This is a genomic window from Streptomyces sp. NPDC020597 (assembly GCF_044335095.1).
Taxonomy (GTDB): Bacteria; Actinomycetota; Actinomycetes; order Streptomycetales; family Streptomycetaceae; genus Streptomyces.
Genome location: NZ_JBIRUL010000001.1, coordinates 111347 through 138235 on the forward strand (window position 1 = coordinate 111347; position 26889 = coordinate 138235).

The window sequence follows — 26889 nt, forward strand, 5'->3', positions numbered from 1 at the left end:
CGGGCACTCGCTCCCGCCGGGGAACCCGAAGCGCCCCCGGGGCGCGCAGCGCCGCCGCGGCCCGCGCCGCCGGATTCAGGAGCCTCGTCGCCGTCCTCGCCCTGGCCGCCGTCGCATCGGGCTGCGCCGGCGGGGGCGCAGGCGGGGGCGCAGGCCGCTCGGCCCGCCCCGCGCCCGGGCAGCAGCCGGAGAAAGGGGCGCCGCCCGTGGTCGCGCCGGCCCGCGCCCTGTACGGCTACGCAGCCCGGCTCCGTGCGGCCCACCAGTTGCGGGTCGCCGCGGCCAGGCGCTGGGGCCTGAGAAAGGTCCCGCTGACGCCCCCGCCGCCCCCCGCGCACAAGCCGGAGATCGCCACCCGCAAGGGCTTCGAGGTCGACGACCACGAGGAGCTCGGTCTCCCGCCGGTCTTCACCTCGGTCCCCACCGAGGACCGGGTCGTCTTCCTCACCATCGACGACGGCGCCGAGAAGGACCCGGCGTTCCTGCGGATGACGAGCGAGCTGAAGATCCCGTACACCGCCTTCCTCAGCGACTACCTGATCAAGGACGACTACGGGTACTTCAAGGAGATGCAGGACCGGGGGGCGACCCTGAACAACCACACGCTCCACCACCCCTACCTGCCGGCGCTCTCCTACGCCCGTCAGAAGCACGAGATCTGCGGGATGCAGGAAGTGATCCGGGAGCGCTACGGCACCCGTCCCGCCCTCTTCCGGCCGCCCTTCGGCAACTACGACCAGGACACCCTGCGCGCCGCGAAGAGCTGCGGCGTGCGCTACGCCCCGCTGTGGGACGAGGAGGTCTTCGTCGACCACTGGGAGTACCGCGAGGGGGACCGGAAGCTGCATCCCGGCGACATCGTGCTGAGCCACTTCCGCGGGCGCGGCGAGTGGAAGGGCACGATGCCCGACCTGGTCCGCCGCTTCCTGGACAAGGTCACGGCGAAGGGCTACGCGGTGGCCCGTCTGGAGGACTACCTGTGAGGGCGCGGCAGAAGCGCGCGGGAGCGGCGGCCGCCCTGCTGGTCCTGCTCGTCCTGACGGTCCTGGCCGGCTGCGCCCAGTCCGTCGACCCGATCGAACGGCTGGGGAGGAAAGCCGCGGCCCGGGTCCACCCGGCCGGACCGGCCGCCGGGCAGCCCGCCTATCGCCGCTGGGGTCTGACGGCCCCCCTGGCCCCCGCCCCGGCCCACCCGGCCCGCTCGCCGGCCGGCAGCCCCGGGACGGCTCTCCCGCCGGTCGTGGACCACGTCCCGACCGCCGACAGAGTCGTCTTCCTCACTTACGACGACGGCGCCGAACGCGACCCGCGCCTCGTCGACATGGTCCGCGAACTGCGCCTGCCGGTCAGCATGTTCCTCACCGACAGCGTGATCGGCCCCGGCTACGGCAGGCTGGCCCGGCTGCAGTCGGTCGGGGCCAGCGTCCAGAACCACACCCTGGACCACCCGGCCCTGCGCGGTCTGCCCTACGCCGGCCAGCGCGCCGAGATCTGCGGCCAGCAGGACAAGCTGCGTGCCCGTTTCGGCCTGCGCCCCCGCCTCCTGCGCCCGCCCTACGGCGCCTACGACGCCACCACCCGACGCGCCGCCGCCGACTGCGGCATCGCGGCCGTCGTGCTGTGGCGCGCCTCGATGGGCGCCACGGCCCTCACCTACGCCCACGGCCCCCACCGCCTCCGCCCCGGCGACGTCATCGCCGTGGCCCCGGACGAGACGACGGCCCCGGACCTGCGGAACCGGACGACGCGACTCCTGCGCCAGATCCAGAACGAGCACCTGACGGTGGCCCGCCTGGAGGACTACGTCTGACAGCCCGTCCGGCGTCGTCCCTCGGCCTCGGCCCGTACACGCCTCGGCCCGTACACGCTTCGGCCCGTACAGGGCCGAAGCGGGAGACCGGGGGCGGCAGCCTGCAAACGGGGCCCCACCACCGGGCGACCAGGACACTCACGTCGGCCGAAAACCTGGCGACGCGCCGCAGGCATTGGCACTCCGCTTGACCGAGTGCTAATCGCGGTCATAGTCTCAGGTCTGGCACTCCCCACTGGAGAGTGCCAACAGCGACGGGCAGGTCCGGCACCCGCGACGACGGATCCACCTGGTCGCCACCTCAGACAGTTAGCCCCGTGAGATCTCCGAAGGGGGAGGTCGGATCGTGACGACCACCAGCTCCAAGGTTGCCATCAAGCCGCTCGAGGACCGCATTGTGGTCCAGCCGCTCGACGCCGAGCAGACCACCGCCTCTGGCCTGGTCATCCCGGACACCGCGAAGGAGAAGCCCCAGGAGGGCGCCGTCCTCGCGGTGGGCCCGGGTCGCTTCGAGAACGGCGAGCGCCTGCCGCTCGACGTCAAGGTCGGCGACGTCGTCCTGTACAGCAAGTACGGCGGCACCGAGGTGAAGTACAACGGCGAGGAGTTCCTCGTCCTCTCGGCTCGCGACGTGCTCGCGATCATCGAGAAGTAATTCACCCAGTTTTGCAGTGAACTGCGCTCCTGGCCCCGCGTGTTTGTGAAGCCGGGTGCCGGGGGCGCAGTTCGTTTCTCCCACTTTTTCCGAGAGGGCTGAACCGCTCCCATGGCGAAGATCCTGAAGTTCGACGAGGACGCCCGTCGCGCCCTCGAGCGCGGCGTCAACAAGCTTGCCGACACGGTCAAGGTGACGATCGGCCCCAAGGGCCGCAACGTCGTCATCGACAAGAAGTTCGGCGCCCCCACCATCACCAACGACGGTGTCACGATCGCCCGTGAGGTCGAGCTCGAGGACCCGTACGAGAACCTCGGCGCGCAGCTGGTGAAGGAGGTGGCGACCAAGACCAACGACATCGCGGGCGACGGTACGACCACCGCCACCGTGCTCGCCCAGGCGCTGGTGCGCGAGGGCCTGAAGAACGTCGCCGCGGGCGCGTCCCCGGCCGCCCTGAAGAAGGGCATCGACGCCGCCGTCAAGGCCGTCTCGGACGAGCTGCTGGCCTCGGCCCGCCCGATCGACGAGAAGTCCGACATCGCCGCCGTCGCCGCGCTGTCCGCCCAGGACCAGCAGGTCGGCGAGCTCATCGCCGAGGCCATGGACAAGGTCGGCAAGGACGGTGTCATCACCGTCGAGGAGTCCAACACCTTCGGTCTGGAGCTGGACTTCACCGAGGGCATGGCCTTCGACAAGGGCTACCTGTCGCCGTACTTCGTGACGGACCAGGAGCGCATGGAGGCCGTCCTCGAGGACCCCTACATCCTCATCAACCAGGGCAAGATCTCCTCGATCGCCGACCTGCTGCCGCTGCTCGAGAAGGTCATCCAGACCAACTCCTCCAAGCCGCTGCTGATCATCGCCGAGGACCTTGAGGGCGAGGCGCTCTCCACCCTCGTCGTCAACAAGATCCGCGGCACCTTCAACGCGGTCGCCGTCAAGGCCCCGGGCTTCGGCGACCGTCGCAAGGCGATGCTGCAGGACATGGCCGTCCTCACCGGCGCCACCGTCATCTCCGAGGAGGTCGGCCTCAAGCTCGACCAGGTCGGCCTGGACGTGCTGGGCTCCGCCCGCCGCGTCACCGTCACCAAGGACGACACCACCATCGTCGACGGCGCCGGCAACTCCGAGGACGTCGTGGGCCGCGTAGCCCAGATCAAGGCCGAGATCGAGAACACGGACTCCGACTGGGACCGCGAGAAGCTCCAGGAGCGCCTCGCGAAGCTGGCCGGCGGCGTGTGCGTGATCAAGGTCGGCGCCGCCACCGAGGTGGAGCTGAAGGAGAAGAAGCACCGTCTCGAGGACGCCATCTCCGCGACCCGCGCCGCGGTCGAGGAGGGCATCGTCTCCGGTGGCGGCTCCGCGCTGGTCCACGCCGTCAAGGTCCTCGAGGGCAACCTCGACAAGACCGGCGACGAGGCCACCGGTGTCGCGGTCGTCCGCAAGGCCGCTGTCGAGCCGCTGCGCTGGATCGCCGAGAACGCGGGCCTCGAGGGCTACGTCATCACCGCCAAGGTGGCCGACCTCGAGAAGGGCCAGGGCTTCAACGCCGCGACCGGCGAGTACGGCGACCTGGTCAAGGCCGGCGTCATCGACCCGGTCAAGGTCACCCGCTCCGCCCTGGAGAACGCCGCCTCCATCGCCTCCCTCCTCCTGACGACCGAGACCCTCGTCGTCGAGAAGAAGGAAGAGGAGGAGCCGGCCGCCGGCGGTCACAGCCACGGCCACTCCCACTGACCCAGGTCAGCACCCACCGCAGTAACGAGGCCCGGCCCCCGAAAGGGAGCCGGGCCTCGCCCGTCGAACGAGTATGCGGTGGGCTCCGGCGGCCCTACCGGGCTCCCGCCCTCAGCGGCGGCCGGGAGGAAGGCGGCGCGGGACTGGTGTCCGGCTGGGACGGCCGGTTGTCCCGGAGCGAGGCGGACGAGGCGTACTCGTAGCCCGACCAGACGTCGCCGCCGCGCCAGGCGGAGCCGTCCCAGACGTACGCCGAGGCGACCGTCCCGTAATAGCCCGCTCCGCAGGACTGCCAACCGCCCCAGTCGTACACCTGCTCAGGGCCGTACGGTCCGGGGAACTCGCCGCCCGCCTGCCCCGTGGCTCCGTACTTCCAGGAGCTGGTGCGGCACACCTCCCAGACGGAACCGTTCCACCGGTAGACGGTGGCTCGCGCGGCGGCCCAGCCGTCCGGCCTGGCCTGACCAGTCCAGCAGCCCGAGTTCAGCGCGTAGGTGTTCGCGTAGGCCAGGTTGCCGGAGAACACGCCGGGTCGTCGGTGATCGATGCCCGCGCTTCCCTGGACGCACAGGCCGCCGCCGTTGTACACGGTCACCCTGGTGGCCCAGGTCCACGCGTTCGCCGGTTGGGCCCAGACGGCGGCCATCATCAACGCGACGAGCGCGCACAACGCGGCTTTCATGGTCAGGCGGAGCATTGCCATGGTGTCTCCGTTCCTCGAATCGCCTGCGGACCGGGATCCGTGGGGCCGTTCCCGGCCCCGGGCCCACTGGTCCGCGGAGGCCGCCGGCGCCGCGAGCGGACCGGTGCGATCCCTCGGATGCGGCGATAGGGTACGGCGGCCGTGGTGGTGGTCGGAGTCGGTCGGAACAGCGCTGACCGGCGGCGGATGCGCTGCGGTCGCGCTGCGGATGCGGGACATGGCGGCCGGCGTGCTCACGGCCCCACGGGAGGAGATGCGTCGTCGGGACTGCGAACCAGATCGCCCCGGCAGAGTGAGTCCCCGTCGGCTCACCGCATTCCACGATAGGCGATCCGGGTGACCCCCGCTTGTCGGCGCCGTCCGCGCCGGCCCCACCCCGTCGGCAGTTCCCGCACCTGCCCGCACCGGCAGCCGCCACGACCCGGCCCGCCCTGCACACCCCGGCCCATCCGCACGGCAGCAAGGGAGTTGAGCCGCCCCGGCGCGCATCGGGCGGGGGAGGCGAGCACGCCGGCGGCAGCCGGAGTACTCAGAACGCCTGGAGATAGACGCGCGCCGGATCGGCTTCCAGCGTCTCGACGTAGACGTCGATCCACCTCACGCCTTGCTGCACGAGCCGGAAGTATTCCTCCCGCTCACGGGTCAGCTTCCTGCGGCCCTGAGCCACCGCCCGGGTCCGCCGGATCTCGAACATCGCACCCCTTGAACTGGGGTGTTGCGACGATCGCTAGAACCTAAGGACCCCCAAGGTCAGGAGCAGGGGCTTTTGCCGTGCGGGCGTTGTCTTGTGACGTGTCGTCAGGTCTCCAGTGCGTCCAGAGCTCCCAGCTGGGCCATCAGTCCGAGGCGGTCGTACTGCCACCAGGCCTCGGCGATCCTGCCGTCGTCGTCGAACCGGCAGATGGTCGTCCCGGTCATGGTGACCTCCCGGCCGGTGGGCGCGAGGCCCATGAACTCACCGTGGTGCGTCGCGTCGAACGTCCAGCGGGTGCACACGCGGTCGTCCTCGGAGATCTGGTCCTCGACGGTGAACGTGACGGCGAAGCCGGCGCGCCACATCTCGACCTCGCGCCGCATCGCGTCCATGCCGATCACGTCCTGCACGTTGGACGGGTCGTGGTGGTGGTAGTCCTGCGCCAGCAGTCCGTCGAGCGGCGCCAGCTCACCCGGGGCGGCCAGCGTCTCCAGGAACCGCCGCACCGTCGCCGCGCACAGCTGATCGTCCCGCACGACGTCGAGATCGGTGAACGTGGGCATCTCGTCGCACAGCGCCACCAGTTCCTGGAAGATCTTGCCGGTCTCCGGAAGGTTCGAGTTCCGCATCGCCTCCTCGAACGAGGGGAACTCCACGATCTCGATGAAGTGGGAATCGTCGGAGCGGTCCTTGCCGACCACCGCGTGCGTGGCGGTCCGCTTCCCCTTGGTCTGCTCGACCCATGTGTCCATCAGCCGGTCCATCTCGTCGAACCGGCTCGTCCTGCAGTCGATGAGCTGTACGAACGTCATGACGTCGCCTCCGGCCCCCCTGGATCCGGTGTTCGGACACGCCCATCCTCCCACCGGAGCGCCGACGCCACCCGTCCGCCCGCGGGCCCGCTACTGGGGCCCGTACTTGCGTCCCGTGCGCGAGCTGACGCCGCCCAGCAGCCCCCGCGGGGTCACCTTCACCAGCCCCATCAGCGCCTTGTACCGCGGGTCGGGGATCGACACCGACTTTCCGCGCGCCAGGTCCTGCAGCGCCGCCGCGACCAGCTTGTCCGCGTCCAGCCACATCCACCCGGGGATGTTGTCCGTGCCCATCCCGGCCCGCTCGTGGAACTCCGTGCGGACGAAGCCGGGGCACAGGGCCATCAGACGCACGCCCGTCCCGGCCAGATCCTTCGCCGCGCCCTGCGTGAACTGCACGACCCACGCCTTGGACGCCCCGTACGTCCCGCGCGGGACGAACGCCGCCACCGAGGCCACGTTGACGACGCCCCCGCGCCCGCGCTCCCGCATCGTGGCCGCCGCCGCGGACGTCAGCCGCAGCACCGCCTCGCAGTGCACCTTGAGCATGGTCAGCTCGTCGGCCATGGAGACGTCGAGGTAGCGGCCCTTGTTGCCGAAGCCGGCGTTGTTGACCAGCAGGTCGACGGGCTTCTTGCGGTCCCCGAGCCGGACGGCCACCGCCTCGATGCCCACGTCCGTGGAGAGGTCGGCCGTCAGCACCTCCGCCTCGACGCCGTGCCGGTCGTGCAACTCGGTCGCCTGCTCGCGCAGCCGCTTGGTGTCCCGTGCGACGAGGACGAGATCATGCCCGTCCGCCGCCAGTCTGCGGGCGAACGCGGCGCCGATGCCCGCGGTCGAACCCGTGATGAGAGCCGTTGTCATGACAGAAGGTTAGTGATCCGGAGCGGGTCCGTCCCTTCTCTGCACGCGGCCTCCCGAAGGTGAAGGCCGCGTGCGCGCCGCTCACCACGCGGGCGTCACCCTCCGTGCTGCGCCAGATACTTCCGGGCCGCGGCCAGCGTCTCCGAATGCAGGGCCGCGCCCGCCGCGAGCGTCCGGGGCAGCAGCTCCCGGTGCGTGGTGACGGCCTGGAACTGCATCCGGGCCGTCACCTCGTGATCCGGCAGGTGGACGATCTCCACCGCGTCCCCCGCGCGGATCTCGCCCGGCACGATCACCCGCAGGTACGCGCCCGTGGCCGCCTTCTCCGTGAACCGCCGGACCCAGCGCCGCTCGCCCAGATGTCCCTGGAAGGTCAGGCACGGTATCCGCCCCGCGCTCACCTCCAGCACCACCTCGGAGCCGATCCGCCAGCGCTCGCCGATCCGCGCGCCGGACACGTCGAGCCCCGTCGTGGTGAGGTTCTCGCCGAACGCGCCTGAGGCCAGCGTGCGCCCCAGCTCGCGCTCCCACGCGTCGAGGTCCTCGCGCGCGAAGGCGTACACCGCCTGGTCGTCGCCGCCGTGATGGCGCAGGTCGCACACCGTGTCCCCGGCCAGGCCGCTCCCCCCGACGCCCTTCGGCCCGGGCGCGGACACCCGCACGGGTCCCTCGACCGGCTGCTTGTCGATGCCGGTCAGGCCCTGGGGCTGGTCGGTGTACGGCACGGCCGTCGGGCGGCCCACATTGACGGACAGAAGCCTCATGGCGGCACGATAGGCGACCGGACATCAAAGTGTCGACGCATTATTCGCACCGCGACCCAAGCCTCGCTTATGCTCGGTGGATGATCGAGGCCCGTCATCTCCGCGTCCTGCGCGCCGTCGCCGCCACCGGCTCCTTCTCGGCGGCCGGGCGGGAACTGGGCTGCACGCAGCCGGCCGTCAGTCAGCAGATGAAGGCCCTGGAAGCGTCGGTCGGCACCCCGCTGCTGGTCCGCAGCGGCCGCGGGATGCGGCTGACCCAGGCGGGCGAGGCCCTCGTCCGGCACGCGGCCGGAATCCTGTCGGGCCTCACCGCGGCGGAGGAGGAGGTCGCGGCCATCGCGGGCCTGCGCGCCGGCCGGGTCCGCCTGGTGTCCTTCCCCAGCGGCAGTTCCACCCTCGTTCCGACCGCCCTCGCCGCCCTGCGCGCCGCCCACCCCGGCACCCGCGTCTCCCTCGAGGAGGCGGAGCCGCCGCAGTCGGTGCGGCTGCTGCGCGAGGGCGACTGCGACATCGCCCTCGCCTTCCGCTACGAACGCGCGACCCCCGGCGTCGCACACGAGGCCCGCCCCGCCGAGGCCCCCAAAGTCGGCCACGGCCCGGTAGACAGGGACTGCGGCGACGACGAATGGGACGACCTGGTCGTACGGCCGCTGCTCACGGACCGTCTGGTGGCCCTCGTCCCCGAGCGGCACCGTCTCGCGCGCACCGGATCCTCGGACGCCGTCGCCATCGGGGACCTCGCCGCCGAGCCGTGGATCGCCGGGTGCCCACGCTGCCGCGGCCAGCTGGTCCAGGTGTGCGAGAGCGCGGGCTTCACGCCCCGCATCGACTTCGCGACGGACGACTATCCGGCGGTGGTCGGCCTGGTCGGCGCCGGCCTCGGCGTCGCCGTCCTGCCGCAGCTCGCGATCGACTCCGTACGCCCCCGCGGCGTCCGGGCGCTGACGCTGGAACCGGCGGTCCGGCGGGAGATCGTCGCGCTCACCCTGCCCGACCTGGCCCACGTGCCGGCGGTGACGGCCACCCTGGAGCAGCTGGGGCGGGCCGCGGCCTCCTCAGGAGAGGTCCGGTGAGAGAAGCGGAGGGCACGCGCGTGTGCCCCCGTTTCTGAAGAAACGTTCCTTCATGTGTTCGAGGCGGTGTCTCTCGCGCCCGACGACGCCGAGACCAGGCGGTTGCGCGCCCGCCCCATGAGCTCTTCGCGCTCGTCCTCGGTCAACCCGCCCCACACGCCGTACGGCTCGCGAACCGCCAGCGCGTGCGCCGCGCACTGCGCGCGGACCGGGCACCTCATGCAGACCTCCTTGGCCGAGTTCTCTCGAGCGCTCCGAGCCGCCCCGCGCTCGCCCTCCGGATGGAAGAAGAGCGAGCTGTCCACTCCGCGGCAGGCAGCGAGGAGCTGCCAGTCCCACAGATCCGCGTTCGGTCCGGGAAGGCGGGAGAAATCTGCCATTGCGTGACCCCTTGTAGCCGTTCAGAGCGGATACCGTGCCCACGACCGTACAACTACGATCTAAGGAGATGAAAATATGACTCATTGCGAATCTAGCCTCAGACACCAGTAAAAGGGAAGAAATAGGGCCAAACGGGGCGTCGCTTGTGATGAAAGCTTGAGGGTCCGTGTGGCTGACTCCTCTGTGTCCGCGCCCTCACGTAGAGTGCCGAAGAATGCACGCAGCCCCGTAACTCTTTCGAGTGACCATCGTTGAGTGTGCGGTGGCGGTTGGAGAAGACAAACGCTCGGGCAGGCGTCCGAGACGGTCGACCGCACAGGTGACGATTTCGTACCAGCCTGGAGGCACAAGGTGACGCGCATCAGCTGCGGAGGGCGGCCATGACATCCGTCCTCGTCTGCGACGACTCCCCGCTTGCCCGAGAGGCGCTCCGCCGCGCGGTCGCGACCGTGCCCGGCGTCGAGCGCGTGACGACGGCGGCCAACGGCGAGGAAGTCCTCCGCCGCTGGGGGGCCGACCGCTCGGACCTGATTCTGATGGACGTGCGCATGCCCGGACTGGGCGGCGTCGAGACCGTACGGCGGCTGCTGTCCGCCGACCCCGGCGCCCGCATCATCATGCTGACCGTCGCGGAGGACCTCGACGGCGTGGCCCTCGCGGTCGCGGCCGGCGCCCGTGGCTATCTGCACAAGGACGCCTCGCGCGCGGAACTGCGGGCGACCGTCACGCAGGCCCTCGCCGACCCCACCTGGCGGCTCGCCCCGCGGCGGCTGCGCTCGGCCGAGATGGGCGCGGCGCCCACGCTCACCGCGCGTGAGATCCAGGTCCTCGAAGGCATGAGCCACGGCCGCTCCAACGCGGAGATCGGCCGTGAGCTGTTCCTCTCCGAGGACACCGTCAAGACGCACGCCCGACGGCTGTTCAAGAAGCTCGGCGCCTCGGACCGCGCACACGCGGTGGCCCTCGGCTTCCGATGGGGCCTGGTCCGCTAGGCAGATCCCGACCGTCGCCGCCGGGCCACCGTCGTCTCCGGGCCCCGGTCCCGGCCGACCGCGGGGCTCCGGACCGGCGGCTTCGCGGCCGCGGTCCGGCCGGCGGGTCCTCGGGCCTCGGACCGCCGGTGTCGCAGCTTCGACCTGCGGCCGCACGACCTGCGGCTGTAGGACCTGAGGCTGTAGGACCTGAGGCTGTACGGCCGACGGTTGCACGACCTGCGGCTGCTGTACGGCCGACGGTTGTATGACCTGCGGCTGTGCGACCGGTGGTTTCACGGCTCGGCCTCACAGCTCGGCCTCACGGCTCGGCCTCACAGCCGGTGGGTTCGAGACCGGCTGCGTCACGGTCGGTGCCGGTGGCTCCGCGGCTTCGGGCCGCTTCCGGATCCCGTCCGGTTTCGGCGCCGTGCGATTCCCGGACCCGGACCCGGACCCGGACCCGACCGGACGCGTGCGGGCCACGGCCGTTCGGCGGTCCGGCCGCTCTGCCGGGTCCGGTGGTCCGTACCGATCGCGCGTGACATCGGTCATTTCATTGAGGGGAGTGGGCTGATGAGCGAACCTCCCTGGTCAGGGGCGATCCGGAGGCCGGGTGAAACCCCTTCCCGCCGCACCTCGGGCGGGCGCGGCGCGGGGCCCCGGCGGACGCCCGCTGCTCCTTTCGCCGCGGATGCCGCATCCTTGAGGTGTGGAGTTCCTCGGGGACGAGTCGGTCGAGCGGAAGGGGAGGGCGCAGGGGATGACATCCGGCGCACCTGCTCATAACGCTTCGGTGCACAACGACGGGCACGGTGCCGCGGCCGGTCCGGCCGCAGTGCACCATGGACCGATGCGCGATGACGAGGCGGTCACTGCCGTGGGGACGATCGGGGCACTCGTCCATCGCGCCGTGGACGGCGACGAGCAGGCCACGCATGACCTGCTGGCCCACGTCCACCCTCTGGCGCTGCGCTACTGCCGCACCCGGTTGTCCCGGCTGCCCGGCGACGCGCGCCACTTCGTGGAGGACCTCGCCCAGGAGGTCTGCGTCGCGGTCCTCCTCGCCCTGCCCCGCTACCGGGACACCGGCCGGCCCTTCGAGGCCTTCGTCTTCGCCATCGCCGCACACAAGGTCGCCGACCTGCAGCGGGCGGCCATGCGCCACCCGGGCTCGACGGCGGTCCCCTCCGACGAGATGCCGGAACGGCCCGACGACTCCCTCGGCCCCGAGGAGCGCGCCCTGCTCAGCAGCGACGCCGAATGGGCCAAGAAACTCATGGCCAACCTGCCCGAGAACCAGCGGGAGCTGCTGCTGCTGCGCATCGCGGTGGGCCTCACCGCGGAGGAGACCGGCCAGATGTTGGGAATGTCACCCGGGGCGGTCCGGGTGGCCCAGCACCGGGCGCTGAGTCGGCTGCGGGCGCTCGCCGAGCAGTAGGCCGGGCCGCCGGGTGCGCGGAAGCCACCCCGGAGAGAGCGCTTTCGCCGCCGGTCGGTGCTCCTCCGAACGCGCCCGTTGAACGCGTCGTTCGCGTTCTCCGTACGAACACACGAAGCCCGGAGTCACGCTCTTCCGTGGAATTCGGGCGGTGCGCTTCCCGTTAGCATGGACATCCGCACCGATCAAGGCCATTTGGGGAAGGTGTCATGACTGCCAACGTCGACGGAGTGCCCGCCAAATTCGCGACCCTCGGGCTCACCTACGACGACGTGCTGCTGCTGCCGGGCGCATCCGAGGTGCTCCCCAACGCGGTCGACACCTCGTCCCGCATTTCTCGCAATGTTCGTGTCAACATCCCGCTGCTGTCGGCGGCGATGGACAAGGTGACCGAGTCACGCATGGCGATCGCGATGGCCCGTCAGGGCGGCGTGGGCGTGCTGCACCGCAACCTCTCCATCGAGGACCAGGTCAACCAGGTCGACCTCGTGAAGCGTTCCGAGTCCGGCATGGTCACCGACCCGATCACGGTGAGCCCGGACACGACGCTCGCCGAGGCCGACGCGCTGTGCGCCAAGTTCCGCATCAGCGGTGTACCGGTCACCGACGGCGGCGGCAAGCTGCTCGGCATCGTCACCAACCGCGACATGGCCTTCGAGTCCGACCGCTCGCGTCAGGTGCGCGAGGTCATGACGCCGATGCCGCTGGTCACCGGCAAGGTGGGCATCTCCGGCGTCGAGGCCATGGAGCTGCTGCGCAAGCACAAGATCGAGAAGCTTCCCCTGGTCGACGAGGCGGGTCTCCTCAAGGGCCTCATCACCGTCAAGGACTTCGTCAAGGCCGAGAAGTACCCCCGGGCCGCCAAGGACGGCGAGGGCCGGCTGCTCGTCGGCGCGGCCGTCGGCGCCAGCCCCGAGGCGCTGGAGCGCGCCCAGGCCCTCGCCGAGGCCGGCGTGGACTTCCTGGTCGTCGACACCTCCCACGGCCACAACAGCAACGCCCTCAGCTGGATGTCGAAGATCAAGTCGAGCGTGCGCGTCGACGTGATCGGCGGCAACGTCGCCACCCGCGACGGCGCCCAGGCTCTGATCGACGCGGGCGTGGACGGCATCAAGGTCGGCGTCGGACCCGGCTCGATCTGTACCACCCGGGTGGTCGCCGGCATCGGCGTCCCGCAGGTCACGGCCATCTATGAGGCGTCCCTCGCGGCCCGTCCGGCGGGCATCCCGCTGATCGGCGACGGCGGCCTGCAGTACTCCGGCGACATCGGCAAGGCGCTGGCCGCCGGCGCCGACACGGTGATGCTGGGCAGCCTCCTCGCCGGCTGCGAGGAGTCGCCGGGCGAGCTGCAGTTCATCAACGGCAAGCAGTTCAAGTCGTACCGCGGCATGGGCTCGCTGGGCGCCATGCAGTCGCGCGGCCAGGCCAAGTCGTACTCCAAGGACCGCTACTTCCAGGCGGAGGTCGCGGCCGACGACAAGCTCGTGCCCGAGGGCATCGAGGGCCAGGTGCCCTACCGCGGCCCGCTCGGCAACGTGCTGCACCAGCTCGTCGGCGGTCTGCGCCAGACCATGGGCTACGTGGGCGCGGCCACCATCGAGGAGATGGAGACCAAGGGCCGCTTCGTCCGGATCACCTCCGCGGGTCTCAAGGAGAGCCACCCGCACGACATCCAGATGACGGTCGAGGCGCCGAACTACAGCACCAAGTAGGCGACCGCGAGCGACGAGCAGGCGTTCACGCGCGCGTGAGACACGACAAGGGCGGTCCCGGAACATCCGGGGCCGCCCGTCTCGTGGCCGTCGGCGATACTGGAAGACGCTGCAACGCATCAGGGAAAGGCCACACACGTGACTGAGATCGAGATCGGGCGCGGCAAGCGCGGCCGCCGGGCGTACGCCTTCGACGACATCGCCGTCGTCCCCAGCCGCCGTACGCGGGACCCGAAGGAGGTCTCGATCGCCTGGCAGATCGACGCCTACCGCTTCGAGCTGCCCTTCCTGGCCGCCCCCATGGACTCGGTCGTCTCCCCGGCCACCGCGATCCGCATCGGTGAGCTGGGCGGTCTCGGCGTCCTCAACCTCGAGGGTCTGTGGACCCGGCACGAGGACCCGCAGCCGCTGCTCGACGAGATCGTCGAGCTGGACGCGGACACCGCCACCCGTCGCCTCCAGGAGATCTACGCGGCTCCCATCAAGGAGGAGCTGATCGGGCAGCGCATCAAGGAGGTGCGCGACTCGGGCGTGGTCACCGCCGCCGCGCTCTCCCCGCAACGCACGGCCCAGTTCTCCAAGGCCGTCGTCGACGCGGGCGTGGACATCTTCGTCATCCGCGGCACGACGGTGTCGGCGGAGCACGTCTCCGGTTCGCACGAGCCGCTGAACCTGAAGCAGTTCATCTACGAGCTCGACGTCCCCGTGATCGTCGGCGGCTGCGCGACCTACACGGCGGCGCTGCACCTGATGCGCACAGGCGCGGCGGGCGTCCTCGTCGGCTTCGGCGGCGGCGCGGCGCACACCACCCGCAACGTGCTCGGCATCCAGGTCCCGATGGCGACCGCGGTCGCCGACGTGGCCGCCGCCCGCCGTGACTACATGGACGAGTCCGGCGGCCGGTACGTGCACGTCATCGCGGACGGCGGCGTCGGCTGGTCCGGCGACCTCCCCAAGGCGATCGCCTGCGGCGCCGACTCGGTGATGATGGGCTCGCCGCTGGCGCGCGCGACCGACGCGCCGGGCCGCGGCAACCACTGGGGCATGGAGGCCGTCAACGAGGAGCTGCCGCGCGGCAAGAAGGTCGACCTCGGCACGGTCGGCACGATCGAGGAGGTCCTGACGGGCCCCTCGCACACGCCCGACGGCTCGATGAACTTCTTCGGCGCCCTGCGCCGCGCCATGGCCACGACCGGCTACAGCGAACTGAAGGAGTTCCAGCGCGTCGAGGTCACGGTCGCGGACTCGGTGCACCGACGGTAGGCGCTCCCCGCACCACGTCGGCAGGGGCCGGCCACCTCACCCGGGTGAGGTGGCCGGCCCCTGCCGACGTATGCGCCCCCTGTTCACAACCGGTGCGCCGCACCCGTGGGGGTGGCGCCCCGGGTGTCCAGCAGTAGTTGCGCCTTCACCGACAGGCCCTGGAGGTCGTACGTCCGGTGCTGCTGGAGGAGGATCGTGAGGTCGGCGTCGGCCGCGGCCTCGTAGAGGGAGTCGGCGCGCGGCACCGGGCGGTCCAGGACGCTCCAGGACGGGACGTGCGGGTCGTGGTAGCTGACGGCGGCGCCGAGCTCCATCAGGCGGACCGCGATCTCGCGCGCGGGGGCGCCCTGCTCGTCGGCGAGGTCGGCCTTGTAGGTGACGCCGAGCAGCAGCACGCGCGCGCCGCGCGCCGATTTGCCGTGCTCGTTGAGGAGGGCGGCGGCGCGCTGGACGACGTAGCGGGGCATGTGGTTGTTGACCTGCTGGGCCAGTTCCACCATGCGCAGCGGGCTGCCGGGCCGGCCGGCGCGGTCCAGGGGGACGGAGTGGCCGCCGACGCCGGGGCCCGGGCGGAAGGCCTCGAAGCCGAAGGGCTTGGTCTCCGCGCAGCGGACGACGTCCCACAGGTCGACGCCCAGGTCGTGGCAGAGGACGGCCATCTCGTTGACGAGGGCGATGTTGACGTGCCGGAAGTTGGTCTCCAGCAGCTGCACGGTCTCGGCCTCCCGCAGACCACGCGCGCGTACCACCTTGTCCGTGAGCCGGCCGTAGAAGGCGGCGGCGGACTCGGTGCAGGCGGAGGTGAGGCCCCCGATGACCTTCGGCGTGTTGGCCGGGGTGAAGGCACGACTGCCGGGGTCGATCCGGCTGGGGGAGTAGGCGAGGTGGAAGTCGCGGCCCGCACGCAGGCCCGACGTCTCCTCCAGCAGCGGGAGCAGGAACTCCTCCGTGGCCCCGGGGTACACGGCTGACTCCAGGATCACGGTGGTGTGCGGACGCAGGTGCCCGGCGAGGGTGCGGGCGGCCGCCTCCACCTGGCTCAGGTCGGGACGGCCGTCTGCGTCGCGTGGGGTCGGGGCGCAGATGACGGCGGTGCGCACCCGGCCCAGCTCGGCGGGGTCGGTGGCGATCCGGAAGCCCCCCGAGAGCATCCGGCGCAGTTCGGCGGGACTCAGCGAGCCCGCCTCGGGGCCGGTGCGGTAGCCGACGGTGGGGATGCCGGCGGCCACGGCGGCCTGGGCCAGGGGGAGGCCGAGCGGGCCGAGTCCGATGACGGCGAGATCTGCGGGCATGGCGTATGCCGTCCTTCCCAGTAACCGAGGTGGGACAGGTGCGCAAGCCCGGTGGACAGGATGGGCGAGCGCAATGTCAGACTAGGAGTAAATATGACCGTTATGCGGGATTGATCGACTGTGTTGACCGGCCGTGTTCCCCGGAGGGACGGTCGGGTTCCGTGAGAGTTGTCCACAGGCTGGGGCCCGTGGTGGCTGAAGTGGCGCAGCGCGGTCAGAATCTGGGCATGGGGGTACGGACGGGGTCTCGCCCCCACGGGCGCGGCCGGCACGACCGACAGCGGGAGGCAGCGGTGAGGACAGCGACACTGGGGCCGGCGCAACGAGCCGAGTCACTGGCGGCGATGGCCGAGCGTGAACTGGACGTGCTGGTGGTGGGTGCCGGTGTGGTGGGCGCCGGCGTGGCGCTGGACGCCGTGACGCGCGGCCTGTCCACCGGGCTGGTCGAAGCGCGGGACTGGGCTTCCGGCACGTCGAGCAGGTCCAGCAAGCTGATCCACGGCGGGCTGCGCTACCTGGAGATGCTCGACTTCGCGCTGGTGCGCGAGGCGCTCAAGGAGCGCGGGCTGCTGCTCGAACGGCTCGCCCCGCACCTGGTGAAACCGGTGCCGTTCCTGTATCCGCTCCAGCACAGGGCCTGGGAGCGGCTGTACGCGGGCTCGGGCGTCGCCCTGTACGACGCGATGTCCATGGCCCGCGGTCACGGTCGCGGGCTGCCGACCCACCGTCATCTGAGTCGACGCCGCGCCCTGCGCGTGGCACCGGCCTTGAAGAAGGACGCCCTGGTCGGCGCGTTGCAGTACTACGACGCCCAGATGGACGACGCCCGCTTCGTCGCCACGCTGGTGCGCACCGCGGCGTCCTACGGGGCGAAGGCTGCCAACTGCGCGCGCGTCACCGGATTCCTGCGGGAGGGCGAACGCGTCGTGGGCGCACGGGTGGAGGACGTCGAGGCGGGCGGGGAGTACGAGATCCGCGCCCGGCAGATCGTCAACGCCACCGGCGTGTGGACCGACGACACCCAGGCGATGGTGGGGGAGCGGGGACAGTTCCACGTCCGCGCCTCCAAGGGCATCCACCTCGTCGTGCCGCGGGACCGCATCAGCTCCACCTCCGGGCTGATCCTGCGCACCGAGAAGTCCGTGCTCTTCGTCATTCCCTGGGGCCGGCACTGGATCATCGGCACCACCGACACCGACTGGGACCTCGACAAGACCCACCCGGCCGCCTCCAGCGCCGACATCGACTACCTCCTCGAGCATGTGAACTCGGTCCTCGCGGTACCGCTGACCAGGGACGACGTGGAGGGGGTGTACGCGGGACTGCGGCCGTTGCTGGCCGGCGAATCCGACGCCACCAGCAAGCTCTCCCGGGAGCACACCGTCGCCCATCCGGCGCCGGGACTCGTGGTCGTCGCAGGCGGCAAGTACACGACGTACCGGGTGATGGCCAAGGACGCGGTCGACGAGGCGGTGCGCGGGCTCGACCAGCGGGTCGCCGACTGCGTCACGGAGGACGTGCCGCTGCTGGGCGCGGAGGGTTACCGGGCGCTGTGGAACGCGCGGGCGCGGATCGCGGCGCGCACCGGCCTGCACGTGGTGCGCGTGGAGCATCTGCTCAACCGTTTCGGGGCGATGGCGGAAGAGATCCTGGACCTCGTCGTCGCCGACCCCTCCCTGGGCGAGCCACTCCAGTTCGCCGACGACTATCTGCGCGCCGAGATCGTCTACGCCGCCTCCCACGAGGGAGCACGGCACCTGGACGACGTGCTGACGCGCCGCACGCGCATCTCCATCGAGACCTTCGACCGCGGCACCCGCAGTGCCCTGGAGGCGGCGGAGCTCATGGCGCCGGTCCTCGGCTGGGACAAGGACCACATCGAGCGCGAGGTCGAGCACTACCAGAAGCGGGTGGAGGCCGAACGGGAGTCGCAGCGTCAGCCCGACGACCTGACTGCGGACGCGGCGCGACTGGGCGCGCCGGACATCGTGCCCCTCTGACAGCCGCTCGCCTGCCCGGCGCGCGAGGATATGCCGGCCCTGCGCGCGAGACGCCTGTCCCGCGTGCGAGGACGGCGGCCCGGACCTCGTCGGAGACAGCGGGTCCGGGCCTCTGCCGGGCCCCTGCCGGGGGCGTGGCGGTTCCGGTTCCTGCCGCTACGAGGCCGGCGCCTTCGCGGGACGCGGTGCCTCGGGTCGGGCTCGTGCCTGTCGCGGGACGCTGCGCCCCAGGCCCGCTGCGGTCGGGCCCGGGGCGGCCCAGGCCTGCTGTGGTCGGGCCTGGGGCGGCCCAGGCCTGCTGTGGTCGGGCCCGCGGCGGCTCGGGCATGGTGTGGACGGGCCCTCGGGTCTGCCGCACCTCGACAGGGCCGGTCGGCCGGCCGGTTTGTTTCGTGCCCCGTGCGCATTTCACTCGAACGGGTGATGCCTTTCGGGATCCCTGTTCGGCGCCGGCGCGTTCTACGGATTGCGAGGGCAGAACTCGGCGGCGAGCAGGGCCGGTTCGAGGCCGGGATCTGCGATCGCCGTCGTGTTCACCCGGAAGGTGAGGACACGCCGGCCGTCCACGGTGGCTGCGGTGCGCACGTAACTGCCCGGGATCCGGCCGTTGTGCCCCCACACCGTGACGCCGCACGGGAGCTTCACGGGGAACAGGCCCATGCCGTACGAGCCGTGTGCGGTACGGGTGTCGAGCATCTCGCGCAGCCGGCGCGGGGGCAGCAGCTCGCCGCCCAGCAGCGCCGCGTAGAAGCGGTCCAGGTCGGTGAGCGTCGACACCAGCTCGCCCGCGGCTCCGGCCACCCGCGGGTCGAGTTCGGTGACGTCGGCGCCGTCCGCGTCGTAGGCGCGGCCGTGCGGGGAGGGCAGAGAGACACGGGATCCCGGGAAGGAGGTGCCCGTCAGACGCAGGGGAGCGATGATCCGCCGCTCGGCCTCCGAGGCGTACGAGTGGCCGGTGACCTGCTCGACGACCAGGCCGAGCAGAACGTAGTTGGTATTGGAGTAGGCGACGCGGCCGAGGCCGGCAGGAGGGTGGGTGACAGCGGCACGGACGGCCTGGAGCGGAGTGAGGGGTACGACGCCCGCGCTGTCCCGGGTGTAGTCGTACAGTCCGCTGGTGTGGGTGAGCAGGGAACGAAGGGTCAGTGCGCGCCCGTCGTTGCCGGCCCCGCGCACCACCCCCGGCAGATGCGACTCCACCGTGTCGGACAGTGCGAGCCGGTGCTCCTCGGCCAGTTGGAGCACGACGGTCGCGAGGAAGCTCTTCGTGACGCTCCCGGCCCTGAAACGGTCGGACCGGGAGACGCCCGGGCCCGCTTCGGCGTAGCGGGCGCCGCTCTCCTCCCGGGCCAGCAGGGCCGCGGCGGGCACGTCGCCCCGGGTGAGGAGCAGCGGGAGCAGCAGGTCCGTGGGGGGAGTGGAGGCGGCCTGCGAACTCGCCGTGCACAGGCCCAGGAGCGCCAGGGCCACGGGGGCGGCCGCCAGGCATGGCCGCAATGGCATCGTGGGTCTCCCTCCCGCCGCGATTCCGGCTCTTTTTCGTCTGCTCGTCGCACCCATCATCCGGGGCCGGGGCGCACACTCCTCACCCGGTCCGCGACCCCTGACCGGCGCTCGAACGGCGCATTGGCCGGAGCGTGCTGCACCTTCTGGCCGGAATACTCCCCTCCTGGGGTGCGGCCGGGAAGCGGTGAGGGGCACCCTGGGCGTCGGGCACTTGTCGGGTGAGGGACAATGGAGGCTCTGTCAGGGCGGGTTGCATGAGGGGACGCATGTCGGAGGCGGAGCGGGCGGGAGCATCCCGTCAGGACAAGAGCGCACGTCTCCTCGCCGGGCGGTACCGGCTGGGAGACGTACTCGGCCGCGGCGGCATGGGGACGGTGTGGCGCGCCGAGGACGAGACCCTCGGACGCACGGTTGCCGTCAAGGAGCTGCGGTTCCCGGGGAACATCGACGAGGACGAGAAACGCCGCCTGATCACGCGGACGTTGCGCGAGGCCAAGGCCATCGCGCGGATCCGCAACAACAGCGCGGTGACGGTCTTCGACGTGGTCGAGGAGGACGACCGGCCGTGGATCGTCATGGAGCTCGTCGAGGGCAAGTCGCTCGCCGAGGTCATCCGTGAGGACGGCGTGCTGGAGCCGAAGCGTGCGGCGGAGGTCGGGCTGGCCATCCTCGACGTGCTGCGCTCGGCACACCGCGAGGGCATCCTGCACCGGGACGTGAAGCCGTCCAACGTGCTGATCGCCGAGGACGGCCGGGTCGTGCTCACGGACTTCGGCATCGCGCAGGTCGAGGGCGATCCGTCCATCACCTCCACCGGCATGCTCGTCGGCGCGCCCTCCTACATCTCCCCGGAGCGGGCCCGCGGCCACAAGCCGGGGCCGGCGGCCGACCTGTGGTCGCTGGGCGGTCTGCTGTACGCGTCGGTCGAGGGATCGCCCCCCTACGACAAGGGCTCCGCGATCGCGACGCTCACGGCGGTGATGACGGAACAGCTGGAGGAGCCGAAGAACGCGGGCCCGCTGCGGGACGTCATCTACGGGCTGCTCACCAAGGATCCCGCGCGGCGACTCGACGACGCCGGCGCGCGGGCCATGCTCAACGCGGTGCTGCACGCGCCGGAGCCGCGGTACGCGGAGCCGGCGGACGCGACGAAGGTGGTGCCGCTGCCGGCGCCGCCGGACGGCCCCGGCGACAGGGGGAGTTCGGCGGGCGCCGAGGCCGGCGAGAAGCTGCGCGGCGCGCTGCGCTCCGTGCGGAAGGTCGCGGTGGCGGCGGGGGCGGTGACCTCGGCGGCCGCGGCCCGCGCCAAGTCGGGCAACGGGAGCAGTGGTTCCGGATCCGGGGGAGCGGGCGAGGCTGCGAAGAGGAGCGGTGCGTCGCACCACGCCGGTTCCGCTTCCACCGCCGTGTCGCCCACACCGCCTCCGCCGTCCGCCGCCGCGCCCGCCGTCCAGGCGTCGGGCAACCCCGCGCAGCGATCGGCTCCGGCCTCGACCTCGGGTACGGCGGCAGGTACAGCGGCGGGTTCGGGGATCGCGAGCCGGGCGGGTTCCGGTGCGGCGGCGTCCCCGTCCGTGCCGGCGGCGCGTTCCGGTTCGGGCGCCGTCGCGGGCGACAGGTCCGCTCCGGGCGGTGCCGCCGCGGGGAACGGCCAGAGCGGCGGGCGGAGTTCCGGCTGGCCCGTGATGACGCCTCCGGACCTGCCCCCGCGGTCGGTGCCGAGGGCGCCGCTGACCGACGTGGTGCCGAAGCGGACCCTGGTGATCATCGCCGTGGTCGTGGTGCTCGCGGTGCTCGGCACCGTGCTGGCCCTCACGCTCGGCGGCGGTGGCGACGACTCCGCGGGCGGCGCGAAGGGCGGCGCCTCGACGGCGGCGGCCGGCGGGAGCGCGAGCGGCGACTCCGACGCCAAGGAGGACACCGGCGACTCGACCCGCAAGGACCCGTCGGGTTCGAAGGATCCGGCGCAGTCCGGGGGGTCGGGATCCGCGCCGAGCAACACCACCGCGGCAGGCGGCGCCGGGGCCGGCGCCACCGAGGGCGGCGCGGCGGTGACGACGTACAAGGGCGCCCAGGGGTACACGATCGGGCTGCCCGCGGGGTGGAAGTACCAGAAGTCGGTCGCCGCGGGAGACCGCTTCACCGGGCCGGACGGGCAGAAGTTGCTCGTCGCCTGGACGAACACGCCCAAGGGCAGCCCCGTGGCGGACTGGAAGAGCCAGGAGCGCTACATGGTGCGCTCGCAGTACAAGAAGCTGCGCATAGAGCAGGTGAACTACCGCGGCTGGAACACGGCCGACTGGGAGTTCACCTACAAGGAGGGCGGCACGGCCTACCGCACCGTCGACCGCGGGTTCGTCGTCAACGACGGTCTCGGGTACGCGCTGATGTACACGGCGAAGGCCGCGGCCTGGGGCACCGACCTGCGCGCCACGACCTGGGCGACGCTGGCGGACACCTTCATGCCGAAGAAGTAGCGGCCGCCGGGCGGCCGGGTTCGGGGGCGAGATCCGGCATCCCCTCTTTGCGGGTTGCCTCCGGCACGTATCGTGAGTGGTTGCGGACCGTACGCATTGAGCAACGCGGCTGGATTCGGCTGCAACGGGACGCAAGGCGAACGGAATTGACCGACCGGGCGGCCGGGGGAGGCAACGTGGACGACTACGCGGGTCGGGTACTCGCCGACCGCTACCGCCTGCCGCTGCCGCTGTCGGACGAGTACGAGCACGAGAGCCGGGCCTTCGACACCTACAGCGGGCAGGAAGTCCTGGTCCGCCAGGTGCCGTTGCCGGAGGTCGTCGAGGCGGAGGTGCTCGACGCCGAGGGACTGCCCGACGGGTTCACCGCCCGTGAGCGCGGGGCCCGGCGACCGGGGACGCGCAACGCCGGCGAGGCCTCCGGGACACGCCGGCCGACCGATCCCGTCGTGCGGCGCGCGATGGAGGCGGCGCAGGCGGCGGCGGGCATCCCCGACCATCCGCGGCTCGACCAGGTCTTCGACGTGTTCGCCCAGGGCGGCTCGCTGTGGATAGTGAGCGAACTGGTCGATGCGCGCCCCCTTTCCGCCCTGCTCGCCGAGAAGGCGCTGACGCCGTACCGGGCGGCCGAGGTCGCCTCCGACGTGCTCATGGCGCTGCGCGTGCTGCACGCGCACGGGTGGGTGCACCGCAACATCACCGCCCGCACCGTGCTCGTCTGCGACGACGGCCGGGTCATGCTGACCGGGCTCGCGGTCGGCGCGGCGGAAGAGGCGCTCTGCGGATACGACCCGGTGCCGGCCGAGGACACGACGGCGGGCGAGGCGGACCGGGCGGACGATCCGGGCCGCGGCGGCGCGACGGCCCTCGGGCCCGCGCCGACCGGCGGTCATCCCGGGACCGGCGGCCACCCGGTGCACGGTGCGAGCGCGGGCCCCGCAGGCGCGGGCCGTGGCGACGCGGGATTCGGCAGGGGTCCGGGCGGCCCCCGGGCCGGTGCGGTGGACGCCGAGGCCGCTCGGCGCGCCGCGATAGAGGCCCGGGCGTCCGGTGCACGGCCGGTGCCGGCCGCGGAGGCGTCCGGCGCAGGCGGGACGTCCGGTGCGGTGGCGCGCAGGGCCCCCGCGGAGACCGGCGGGGACATCCGTGCCGCGCGCGCCGGGGCGATCGCCGCGTACCGCGCCGGAGCACGGGCCGCGGCCCGTGTGCAGGAGGCGCAGGAGGCGCAGCAGACCGGCCGCGCGGCGCTGCCCGGCGCCCGTACACCCGTCGACGGCGAGCCCCCGGCCCTGGGCGGCAGCCCTCCCGGACAGATCGCCGACCCCTATGGCGTGCAGGGCGCGCCCGTGCCCGGTCCCGCACGGTACGGCGCCCCTCCGCCCGCACACTCCTCCCTCGCGCCCCACCCCGGATTCCACCCCGGATCCCGTCCCGGACAGATTCCGGAGACGACACCGGGCGGTACGGCGAGCGGCGCGCGCACCGGCGCCCGCTGGGACGGGCCGCCGACCGCGGCGTCCGGCGCGGGCGTCGGGCGGGGCCCCGCCACCGCACTGGCGGCCGAGCGGGCCCGGCAGGCGCGGATGGCTGTCGTCGGACCGGTCACCGAGCGGTGGGCGCCCGAGCAGGCGGGCCCGGTGCACGAGAACTGGCAGCTGGCCGCGCCGATCGGTCCCGCGACCGATCTGTGGGCGCTCGGTGCGCTGCTGTTCCGAGCAGTCCAGGGCCATGCCCCGTACCCGGAGGAGTCGACGGCCGAACTGGTGCAGATGGTGTGCGCCGAGCCGCCGGCCTTCGCCGAGGAGTGCGGACCGCTGCGGCCGGTCGTGGAGTCGCTGCTGCGCCAGGACCCCACCGACCGACCCGACTTCGAGGAGCTGCGGGGCTGGCTGCGGTCGCTGGTGAGGTCCGCGCCTGAGCCCGAGGCGGGCACGCACGTCGTCGTCGCGCCGCCTGCCGATCCGCGCCGCCTGCCGATCGTCCGCCGCAAGGGCGAACTGGTCCGTCGACGCCGCGCCGGGCTGCCCGCGTCGCACGGACGGCACAAGCGTGGCCGGGCCGAGCCGGACCGCTCGCCCCGCAGCCTGGGCCGGACTCTGGTCCTGCTGGTCCTGCTGGTGCTGGCCGCGGCGATCGCCTACGCCATGCTGTTCATGCCCAAGGCCGGCGAGGACGGCGCCGCCGGCACGGACGGCGGGCGGCGGGCCGGGGCCACCGGGACGCCGGCCGGGCAGGCGCCCCACGCCAGCAGCGAACCCCGGCCCGACCAGACCGCGCCCGCCGACGGGGTCTCCGGATCGCCGTCGTCCTCGTCGGCGCAGGCCACCCAGACCGGCGGGTCCGGCGCGGGCGTCGCCGCCGGCTTCACCCTGCGCAAGGACGAGGCGGGCTTCCAGATCGCCGTGGTGAACGGCTGGGGCCGCACACCGAAGAACGGCCGGGGTCAGGTCCTCTACACGCACGGAGACTTCGAGCTGATCGTCGTCGCGGGCCGCGACAGCACGTCCGGGAACGGCAGCGACCCGATGGTCTATCAGCGGGAGAAGGAGAGCGAGCTCCAGCCGTACCGGGCCTCCAGTTGGGCGACGGCCTCCGGACTGCGCACGACGACCGTGGGCACGCGGACCATGGCCGAGGGGCAGTTCACCTGGACCGACGGCGACGGTCGCAAGCTGTACGTCCGCAACCTCGCGATCCTGATCGCAGGGCGCTATCACGTCGTCCAGGTCAGGGGGCCGGAGGCCGAGCGGGACGAGGTCACGCGGCTGTACGAACAGGCGGCGGCCACCTACCAGTACATCGGCTGATGCCGCCGGTGCGACCGGTTCCCATGTCAGCGGGGAAGCGACAACCGTCACAGTGCTGTCTCCTTGGCGCCCCTGCGGTTCCGTGGAGGCGGCAAGGTCTTTACGCTGACCCTGTCAAGAGCATTGCGGGGCAACGTGAATCAGATGCAGGGCCAGCTCCTGGCCGGCCGCTACCGGCTCGCCGACGCCATCGGGAGCGGCGGCATGGGCCGGGTGTGGCGTGCCCACGATGAGCTGCTGCACCGGGCTGTCGCCATCAAGGAGCTGACCGCCGCGCTCTACGTCGCGGAGAGCGACCAGGCCGTGCTGCTGGCGCGGACCAGGGCGGAGGCCCGGGCGGCCGCGCGGATCAACCACTCCGCGGTGGTCACCGTCCATGACGTGCTCGAACACGACGGCCGGCCGTGGATCGTGATGGAGCTGGTCGAGGGCCGTTCGCTGGCCGACGCCGTCAAGGAGGACGGTCGCGTCGAGGCCGCCGAGGCCGCCCGGATCGGCCTGTGGGTGCTGCGCGCACTGCGCGCCGCGCACTCGGCCGGCGTGCTGCACCGCGACGTCAAGCCCGGAAACGTGCTCCTCTCGCACGACGGACGGGTCCTCCTCACCGACTTCGGCATCGCCCAGATCGACGGCGACACCACCATCACCCGCACCGGCGAGGTCGTCGGCTCCGTCGACTACCTGGCTCCCGAGCGGGTGCGCGGCCATGATCCCGGCCCGTCCTCCGACCTGTGGGCGCTGGGCGCGACGCTCTACACGGCGGTCGAGGGACGGTCGCCGTTCCGCCGCACCTCGCCGCTGACCACCCTGCAGGCCGTGGTCGAGGAGGAGGCCGCCGACCCGCGGTACGCCGGCCCGCTGGGGCCGGTCATCAGCGCCCTGCTGCGGAAGGATCCGGCCGCCCGGCCCGGCACCGCCGAGGCCGAGCAGCTGCTCGCCGAGGCGGCCGAGGGACGGCGTCCGCGCGGGGCCCAGGCGTATGTGCCCACGCAGTACGGGGGACCGGACCCGGGTACGGGCGGCCACCGCACGGCGTCCCGCTCCGGGTCCCACCCGACGCCCGCCACCTCGTACGTTCCCGTCGGCCCGGAGTCGGCGACGCCGGTACCGGGCCATCCCGTGACCGGCCCCACCACCGTGGCCCCGGCACACGCCGGCCAAGTCCCGGCACACGCCCTCCAGGGGCCGACGCGCACCGGCCAGGGTGCACCGGCCGGGCCGGCGGCGGAGCCGCCACGGCGCCGTCGTCGGCTGCGCTCTCTCGTGCTGGTGGTGGCCGTCGCCGCCCTGGTCGGCGGGGGCACGGCCTTGGTGCTGCAGAAATGGGACCAGGGGCGGTCGCAGACCGTCGACTCCGGGGCGACGTCCGGCTCGCCGAGCCCGACGAACACCTCCGCCTCCGTCCAGGAGGGCGCGGTGCCCGACTCGTGGCAGCCCGTCGACGATCCGCTGGGCTTCGGGCTGGCGCTTCCCAAGGGCTGGGAGCGCAAGGTGTACCAGGACGACGGCGACCTCCAGCAGGTCGACTACTCACCCGACGGCGGCAAGCACTTCGTCCGCATCGCGCTCGACAGGTCCCCCGACTTCAGCGACCCGTACGCGCACCAGATCGACCTCGAGCAGCAGCTCAAGAGGCTGGTCGACTATCGACGGGTCACCCTCGAGAGGAACGTCTACCGCGACCGGGCCGGCTCCGAGTGGGAGTACACCTGGACCGCGTTGGCCAAGGACACCGAGTTCCCCGGCCCGCGCCGTGCCATCGAGGAGACGTACGTGGCCCGCAACGGCGCCGAGTACGCGATCTACATGTCCTCGCCCGCCGAGGACTGGGCGACCACGGCCCGGCAGTTCAGATCCGTACTGCAGAGCTGGCGCGAGCCCACGGCGTAGTACCGGCCGCAGGCTCCCGCAGTTGGCCGGACGGCGC

Annotated in this window: 21 protein-coding genes; 13 read left to right on the plus strand and 8 right to left on the minus strand. The window is 72.3% G+C overall.

Going from position 1 to position 26889, the window contains the following annotated elements; translation table 11 throughout:
• Positions 1–101 precede the first annotated feature (101 nt).
• From ACH4ZA_RS00620 to groL, 4 genes are all read left to right on the plus strand, one after another.
• Positions 102–983: a polysaccharide deacetylase family protein gene (locus tag ACH4ZA_RS00620; protein WP_398427802.1), complete on the plus strand. Its 882-nt coding sequence runs from the start codon at positions 102–104 to the stop codon at positions 981–983.
• A complete protein-coding gene (locus ACH4ZA_RS00625) occupies positions 980–1810 on the plus strand; it encodes a polysaccharide deacetylase family protein (protein ID WP_398427421.1) in 831 nt (276 codons plus the stop codon). The genes ACH4ZA_RS00620 and ACH4ZA_RS00625 overlap by 4 nt, the downstream gene beginning before the upstream one ends.
• Before the next feature lie 346 nt (positions 1811–2156).
• Positions 2157–2465: a co-chaperone GroES gene (gene groES, locus ACH4ZA_RS00630; RefSeq protein ID WP_057584642.1), complete on the plus strand. Its 309-nt coding sequence runs from the start codon at positions 2157–2159 to the stop codon at positions 2463–2465.
• Positions 2466–2576: 111 nt separating this feature from the next.
• The gene (gene groL / locus ACH4ZA_RS00635) at positions 2577–4202 is read left to right on the plus strand and encodes a chaperonin GroEL (RefSeq protein WP_319277089.1); all 1626 of its coding nucleotides are present in this window, start codon (positions 2577–2579) and stop codon (positions 4200–4202) included.
• A 94-nt stretch (positions 4203–4296) separates the two neighbouring features.
• On the opposite strand, the gene ACH4ZA_RS00640 is transcribed toward groL, so the two are convergent.
• The 5 genes from ACH4ZA_RS00640 to ACH4ZA_RS00660 form a co-directional block, all read right to left on the minus strand.
• Positions 4297–4905 carry a hypothetical protein gene (locus ACH4ZA_RS00640; protein ID WP_398427422.1) on the minus strand — a complete coding sequence of 203 codons (609 nt, stop codon included), beginning with the start codon at positions 4903–4905 and terminating at the stop codon, positions 4297–4299.
• Positions 4906–5434: 529 nt separating this feature from the next.
• The gene (locus ACH4ZA_RS00645) at positions 5435–5599 is read right to left on the minus strand and encodes a hypothetical protein (RefSeq protein WP_398427423.1); all 165 of its coding nucleotides are present in this window, start codon (positions 5597–5599) and stop codon (positions 5435–5437) included.
• Between the two features lie 104 nt (positions 5600–5703).
• On the minus strand, positions 5704–6411 hold the full coding sequence (locus ACH4ZA_RS00650) for an ester cyclase (RefSeq protein ID WP_319277085.1): 708 nt from the start codon (positions 6409–6411) through the stop codon (positions 5704–5706).
• A 90-nt stretch (positions 6412–6501) separates the two neighbouring features.
• Entirely contained in the window at positions 6502–7275 is a 774-nt protein-coding gene (locus ACH4ZA_RS00655; RefSeq protein ID WP_319277084.1) for an SDR family oxidoreductase, read from the minus strand.
• Between the two features lie 95 nt (positions 7276–7370).
• A complete protein-coding gene (locus ACH4ZA_RS00660; protein WP_319277082.1) occupies positions 7371–8039 on the minus strand; it encodes an MOSC domain-containing protein in 669 nt (222 codons plus the stop codon).
• Between the two features lie 80 nt (positions 8040–8119).
• Between ACH4ZA_RS00660 and ACH4ZA_RS00665 the strand changes: the two genes are divergently transcribed.
• A complete protein-coding gene (locus ACH4ZA_RS00665) occupies positions 8120–9112 on the plus strand; it encodes a LysR family transcriptional regulator (protein WP_398427424.1) in 993 nt (330 codons plus the stop codon).
• 50 nt (positions 9113–9162) lie between these two features.
• Here ACH4ZA_RS00665 and ACH4ZA_RS00670 read toward each other — a convergent pair whose 3' ends face one another.
• Positions 9163–9492 carry a WhiB family transcriptional regulator gene (locus tag ACH4ZA_RS00670; protein ID WP_057584636.1) on the minus strand — a complete coding sequence of 110 codons (330 nt, stop codon included), beginning with the start codon at positions 9490–9492 and terminating at the stop codon, positions 9163–9165.
• Between the two features lie 381 nt (positions 9493–9873).
• On the opposite strand from ACH4ZA_RS00670, the gene ACH4ZA_RS00675 reads away from it, so the two are divergent.
• The 4 genes from ACH4ZA_RS00675 (at position 9874) to ACH4ZA_RS00690 (ending at position 14880) form a co-directional block, all read left to right on the plus strand.
• Entirely contained in the window at positions 9874–10485 is a 612-nt protein-coding gene (locus tag ACH4ZA_RS00675) for a response regulator transcription factor (RefSeq protein WP_003948568.1), read from the plus strand.
• An 832-nt stretch (positions 10486–11317) separates the two neighbouring features.
• Positions 11318–11905: a sigma-70 family RNA polymerase sigma factor gene (locus ACH4ZA_RS00680; protein ID WP_057584634.1), complete on the plus strand. Its 588-nt coding sequence runs from the start codon at positions 11318–11320 to the stop codon at positions 11903–11905.
• 209 nt (positions 11906–12114) lie between these two features.
• Positions 12115–13617, plus strand: a complete 1503-nt coding sequence (gene guaB, locus ACH4ZA_RS00685) for an IMP dehydrogenase (RefSeq protein ID WP_319277079.1) — start codon at positions 12115–12117, stop codon at positions 13615–13617.
• A 138-nt stretch (positions 13618–13755) separates the two neighbouring features.
• Positions 13756–14880: a GuaB3 family IMP dehydrogenase-related protein gene (locus ACH4ZA_RS00690; RefSeq protein WP_107442347.1), complete on the plus strand. Its 1125-nt coding sequence runs from the start codon at positions 13756–13758 to the stop codon at positions 14878–14880.
• An 83-nt stretch (positions 14881–14963) separates the two neighbouring features.
• On the opposite strand, the gene ACH4ZA_RS00695 is transcribed toward ACH4ZA_RS00690, so the two are convergent.
• Positions 14964–16172 carry a nucleotide sugar dehydrogenase gene (locus ACH4ZA_RS00695; RefSeq protein WP_398427425.1) on the minus strand — a complete coding sequence of 403 codons (1209 nt, stop codon included), beginning with the start codon at positions 16170–16172 and terminating at the stop codon, positions 14964–14966.
• 293 nt (positions 16173–16465) lie between these two features.
• Here ACH4ZA_RS00695 and ACH4ZA_RS00700 point away from each other — a divergent pair, with 293 nt between their 5' ends.
• A complete protein-coding gene (locus ACH4ZA_RS00700; protein WP_319277077.1) occupies positions 16466–18172 on the plus strand; it encodes a glycerol-3-phosphate dehydrogenase/oxidase in 1707 nt (568 codons plus the stop codon).
• A 459-nt stretch (positions 18173–18631) separates the two neighbouring features.
• Here the strand turns inward: ACH4ZA_RS00700 and ACH4ZA_RS00705 are convergent, their stop codons facing one another.
• Positions 18632–19675: a serine hydrolase domain-containing protein gene (locus ACH4ZA_RS00705; protein WP_319277075.1), complete on the minus strand. Its 1044-nt coding sequence runs from the start codon at positions 19673–19675 to the stop codon at positions 18632–18634.
• Positions 19676–19944: 269 nt separating this feature from the next.
• Between ACH4ZA_RS00705 and ACH4ZA_RS00710 the strand changes: the two genes are divergently transcribed.
• From ACH4ZA_RS00710 to ACH4ZA_RS00720, 3 genes are all read left to right on the plus strand, one after another.
• Complete coding sequence (locus ACH4ZA_RS00710; RefSeq protein ID WP_398427426.1) at positions 19945–22155, plus strand: serine/threonine-protein kinase; 2211 nt, start codon at positions 19945–19947, stop codon at positions 22153–22155.
• Between the two features lie 176 nt (positions 22156–22331).
• On the plus strand, positions 22332–24962 hold the full coding sequence (locus ACH4ZA_RS00715; RefSeq protein ID WP_398427427.1) for a protein kinase: 2631 nt from the start codon (positions 22332–22334) through the stop codon (positions 24960–24962).
• A 144-nt stretch (positions 24963–25106) separates the two neighbouring features.
• The gene (locus tag ACH4ZA_RS00720; protein ID WP_398427428.1) at positions 25107–26852 is read left to right on the plus strand and encodes a protein kinase; all 1746 of its coding nucleotides are present in this window, start codon (positions 25107–25109) and stop codon (positions 26850–26852) included.
• Positions 26853–26889 lie beyond the last annotated feature (37 nt).

Excerpts from the sequence above, each read along its gene's own strand:
- groL (WP_319277089.1), top strand. The coding sequence starts at position 2,577 with ATGGCGAAGATCCTGAAGTTCGACGAGGACGCCCGTCGCGCCCTCGAG.
- ACH4ZA_RS00640 (WP_398427422.1), bottom strand. The coding sequence starts at position 4,905 with ATGGCAATGCTCCGCCTGACCATGAAAGCCGCGTTGTGCGCGCTCGTC.
- ACH4ZA_RS00645 (WP_398427423.1), bottom strand. The coding sequence starts at position 5,599 with ATGTTCGAGATCCGGCGGACCCGGGCGGTGGCTCAGGGCCGCAGGAAG.
- ACH4ZA_RS00650 (WP_319277085.1), bottom strand. The coding sequence starts at position 6,411 with ATGACGTTCGTACAGCTCATCGACTGCAGGACGAGCCGGTTCGACGAG.
- ACH4ZA_RS00655 (WP_319277084.1), bottom strand. The coding sequence starts at position 7,275 with ATGACAACGGCTCTCATCACGGGTTCGACCGCGGGCATCGGCGCCGCG.
- ACH4ZA_RS00660 (WP_319277082.1), bottom strand. The coding sequence starts at position 8,039 with ATGAGGCTTCTGTCCGTCAATGTGGGCCGCCCGACGGCCGTGCCGTAC.
- ACH4ZA_RS00665 (WP_398427424.1), top strand. The coding sequence starts at position 8,120 with ATGATCGAGGCCCGTCATCTCCGCGTCCTGCGCGCCGTCGCCGCCACC.
- ACH4ZA_RS00670 (WP_057584636.1), bottom strand. The coding sequence starts at position 9,492 with ATGGCAGATTTCTCCCGCCTTCCCGGACCGAACGCGGATCTGTGGGAC.
- ACH4ZA_RS00675 (WP_003948568.1), top strand. The coding sequence starts at position 9,874 with ATGACATCCGTCCTCGTCTGCGACGACTCCCCGCTTGCCCGAGAGGCG.
- ACH4ZA_RS00680 (WP_057584634.1), top strand. The coding sequence starts at position 11,318 with ATGCGCGATGACGAGGCGGTCACTGCCGTGGGGACGATCGGGGCACTC.
- guaB (WP_319277079.1), top strand. The coding sequence starts at position 12,115 with ATGACTGCCAACGTCGACGGAGTGCCCGCCAAATTCGCGACCCTCGGG.
- ACH4ZA_RS00695 (WP_398427425.1), bottom strand. The coding sequence starts at position 16,172 with ATGCCCGCAGATCTCGCCGTCATCGGACTCGGCCCGCTCGGCCTCCCC.
- ACH4ZA_RS00705 (WP_319277075.1), bottom strand. The coding sequence starts at position 19,675 with ATGCCATTGCGGCCATGCCTGGCGGCCGCCCCCGTGGCCCTGGCGCTC.
- ACH4ZA_RS00710 (WP_398427426.1), top strand. The coding sequence starts at position 19,945 with ATGTCGGAGGCGGAGCGGGCGGGAGCATCCCGTCAGGACAAGAGCGCA.
- ACH4ZA_RS00720 (WP_398427428.1), top strand. The coding sequence starts at position 25,107 with ATGCAGGGCCAGCTCCTGGCCGGCCGCTACCGGCTCGCCGACGCCATC.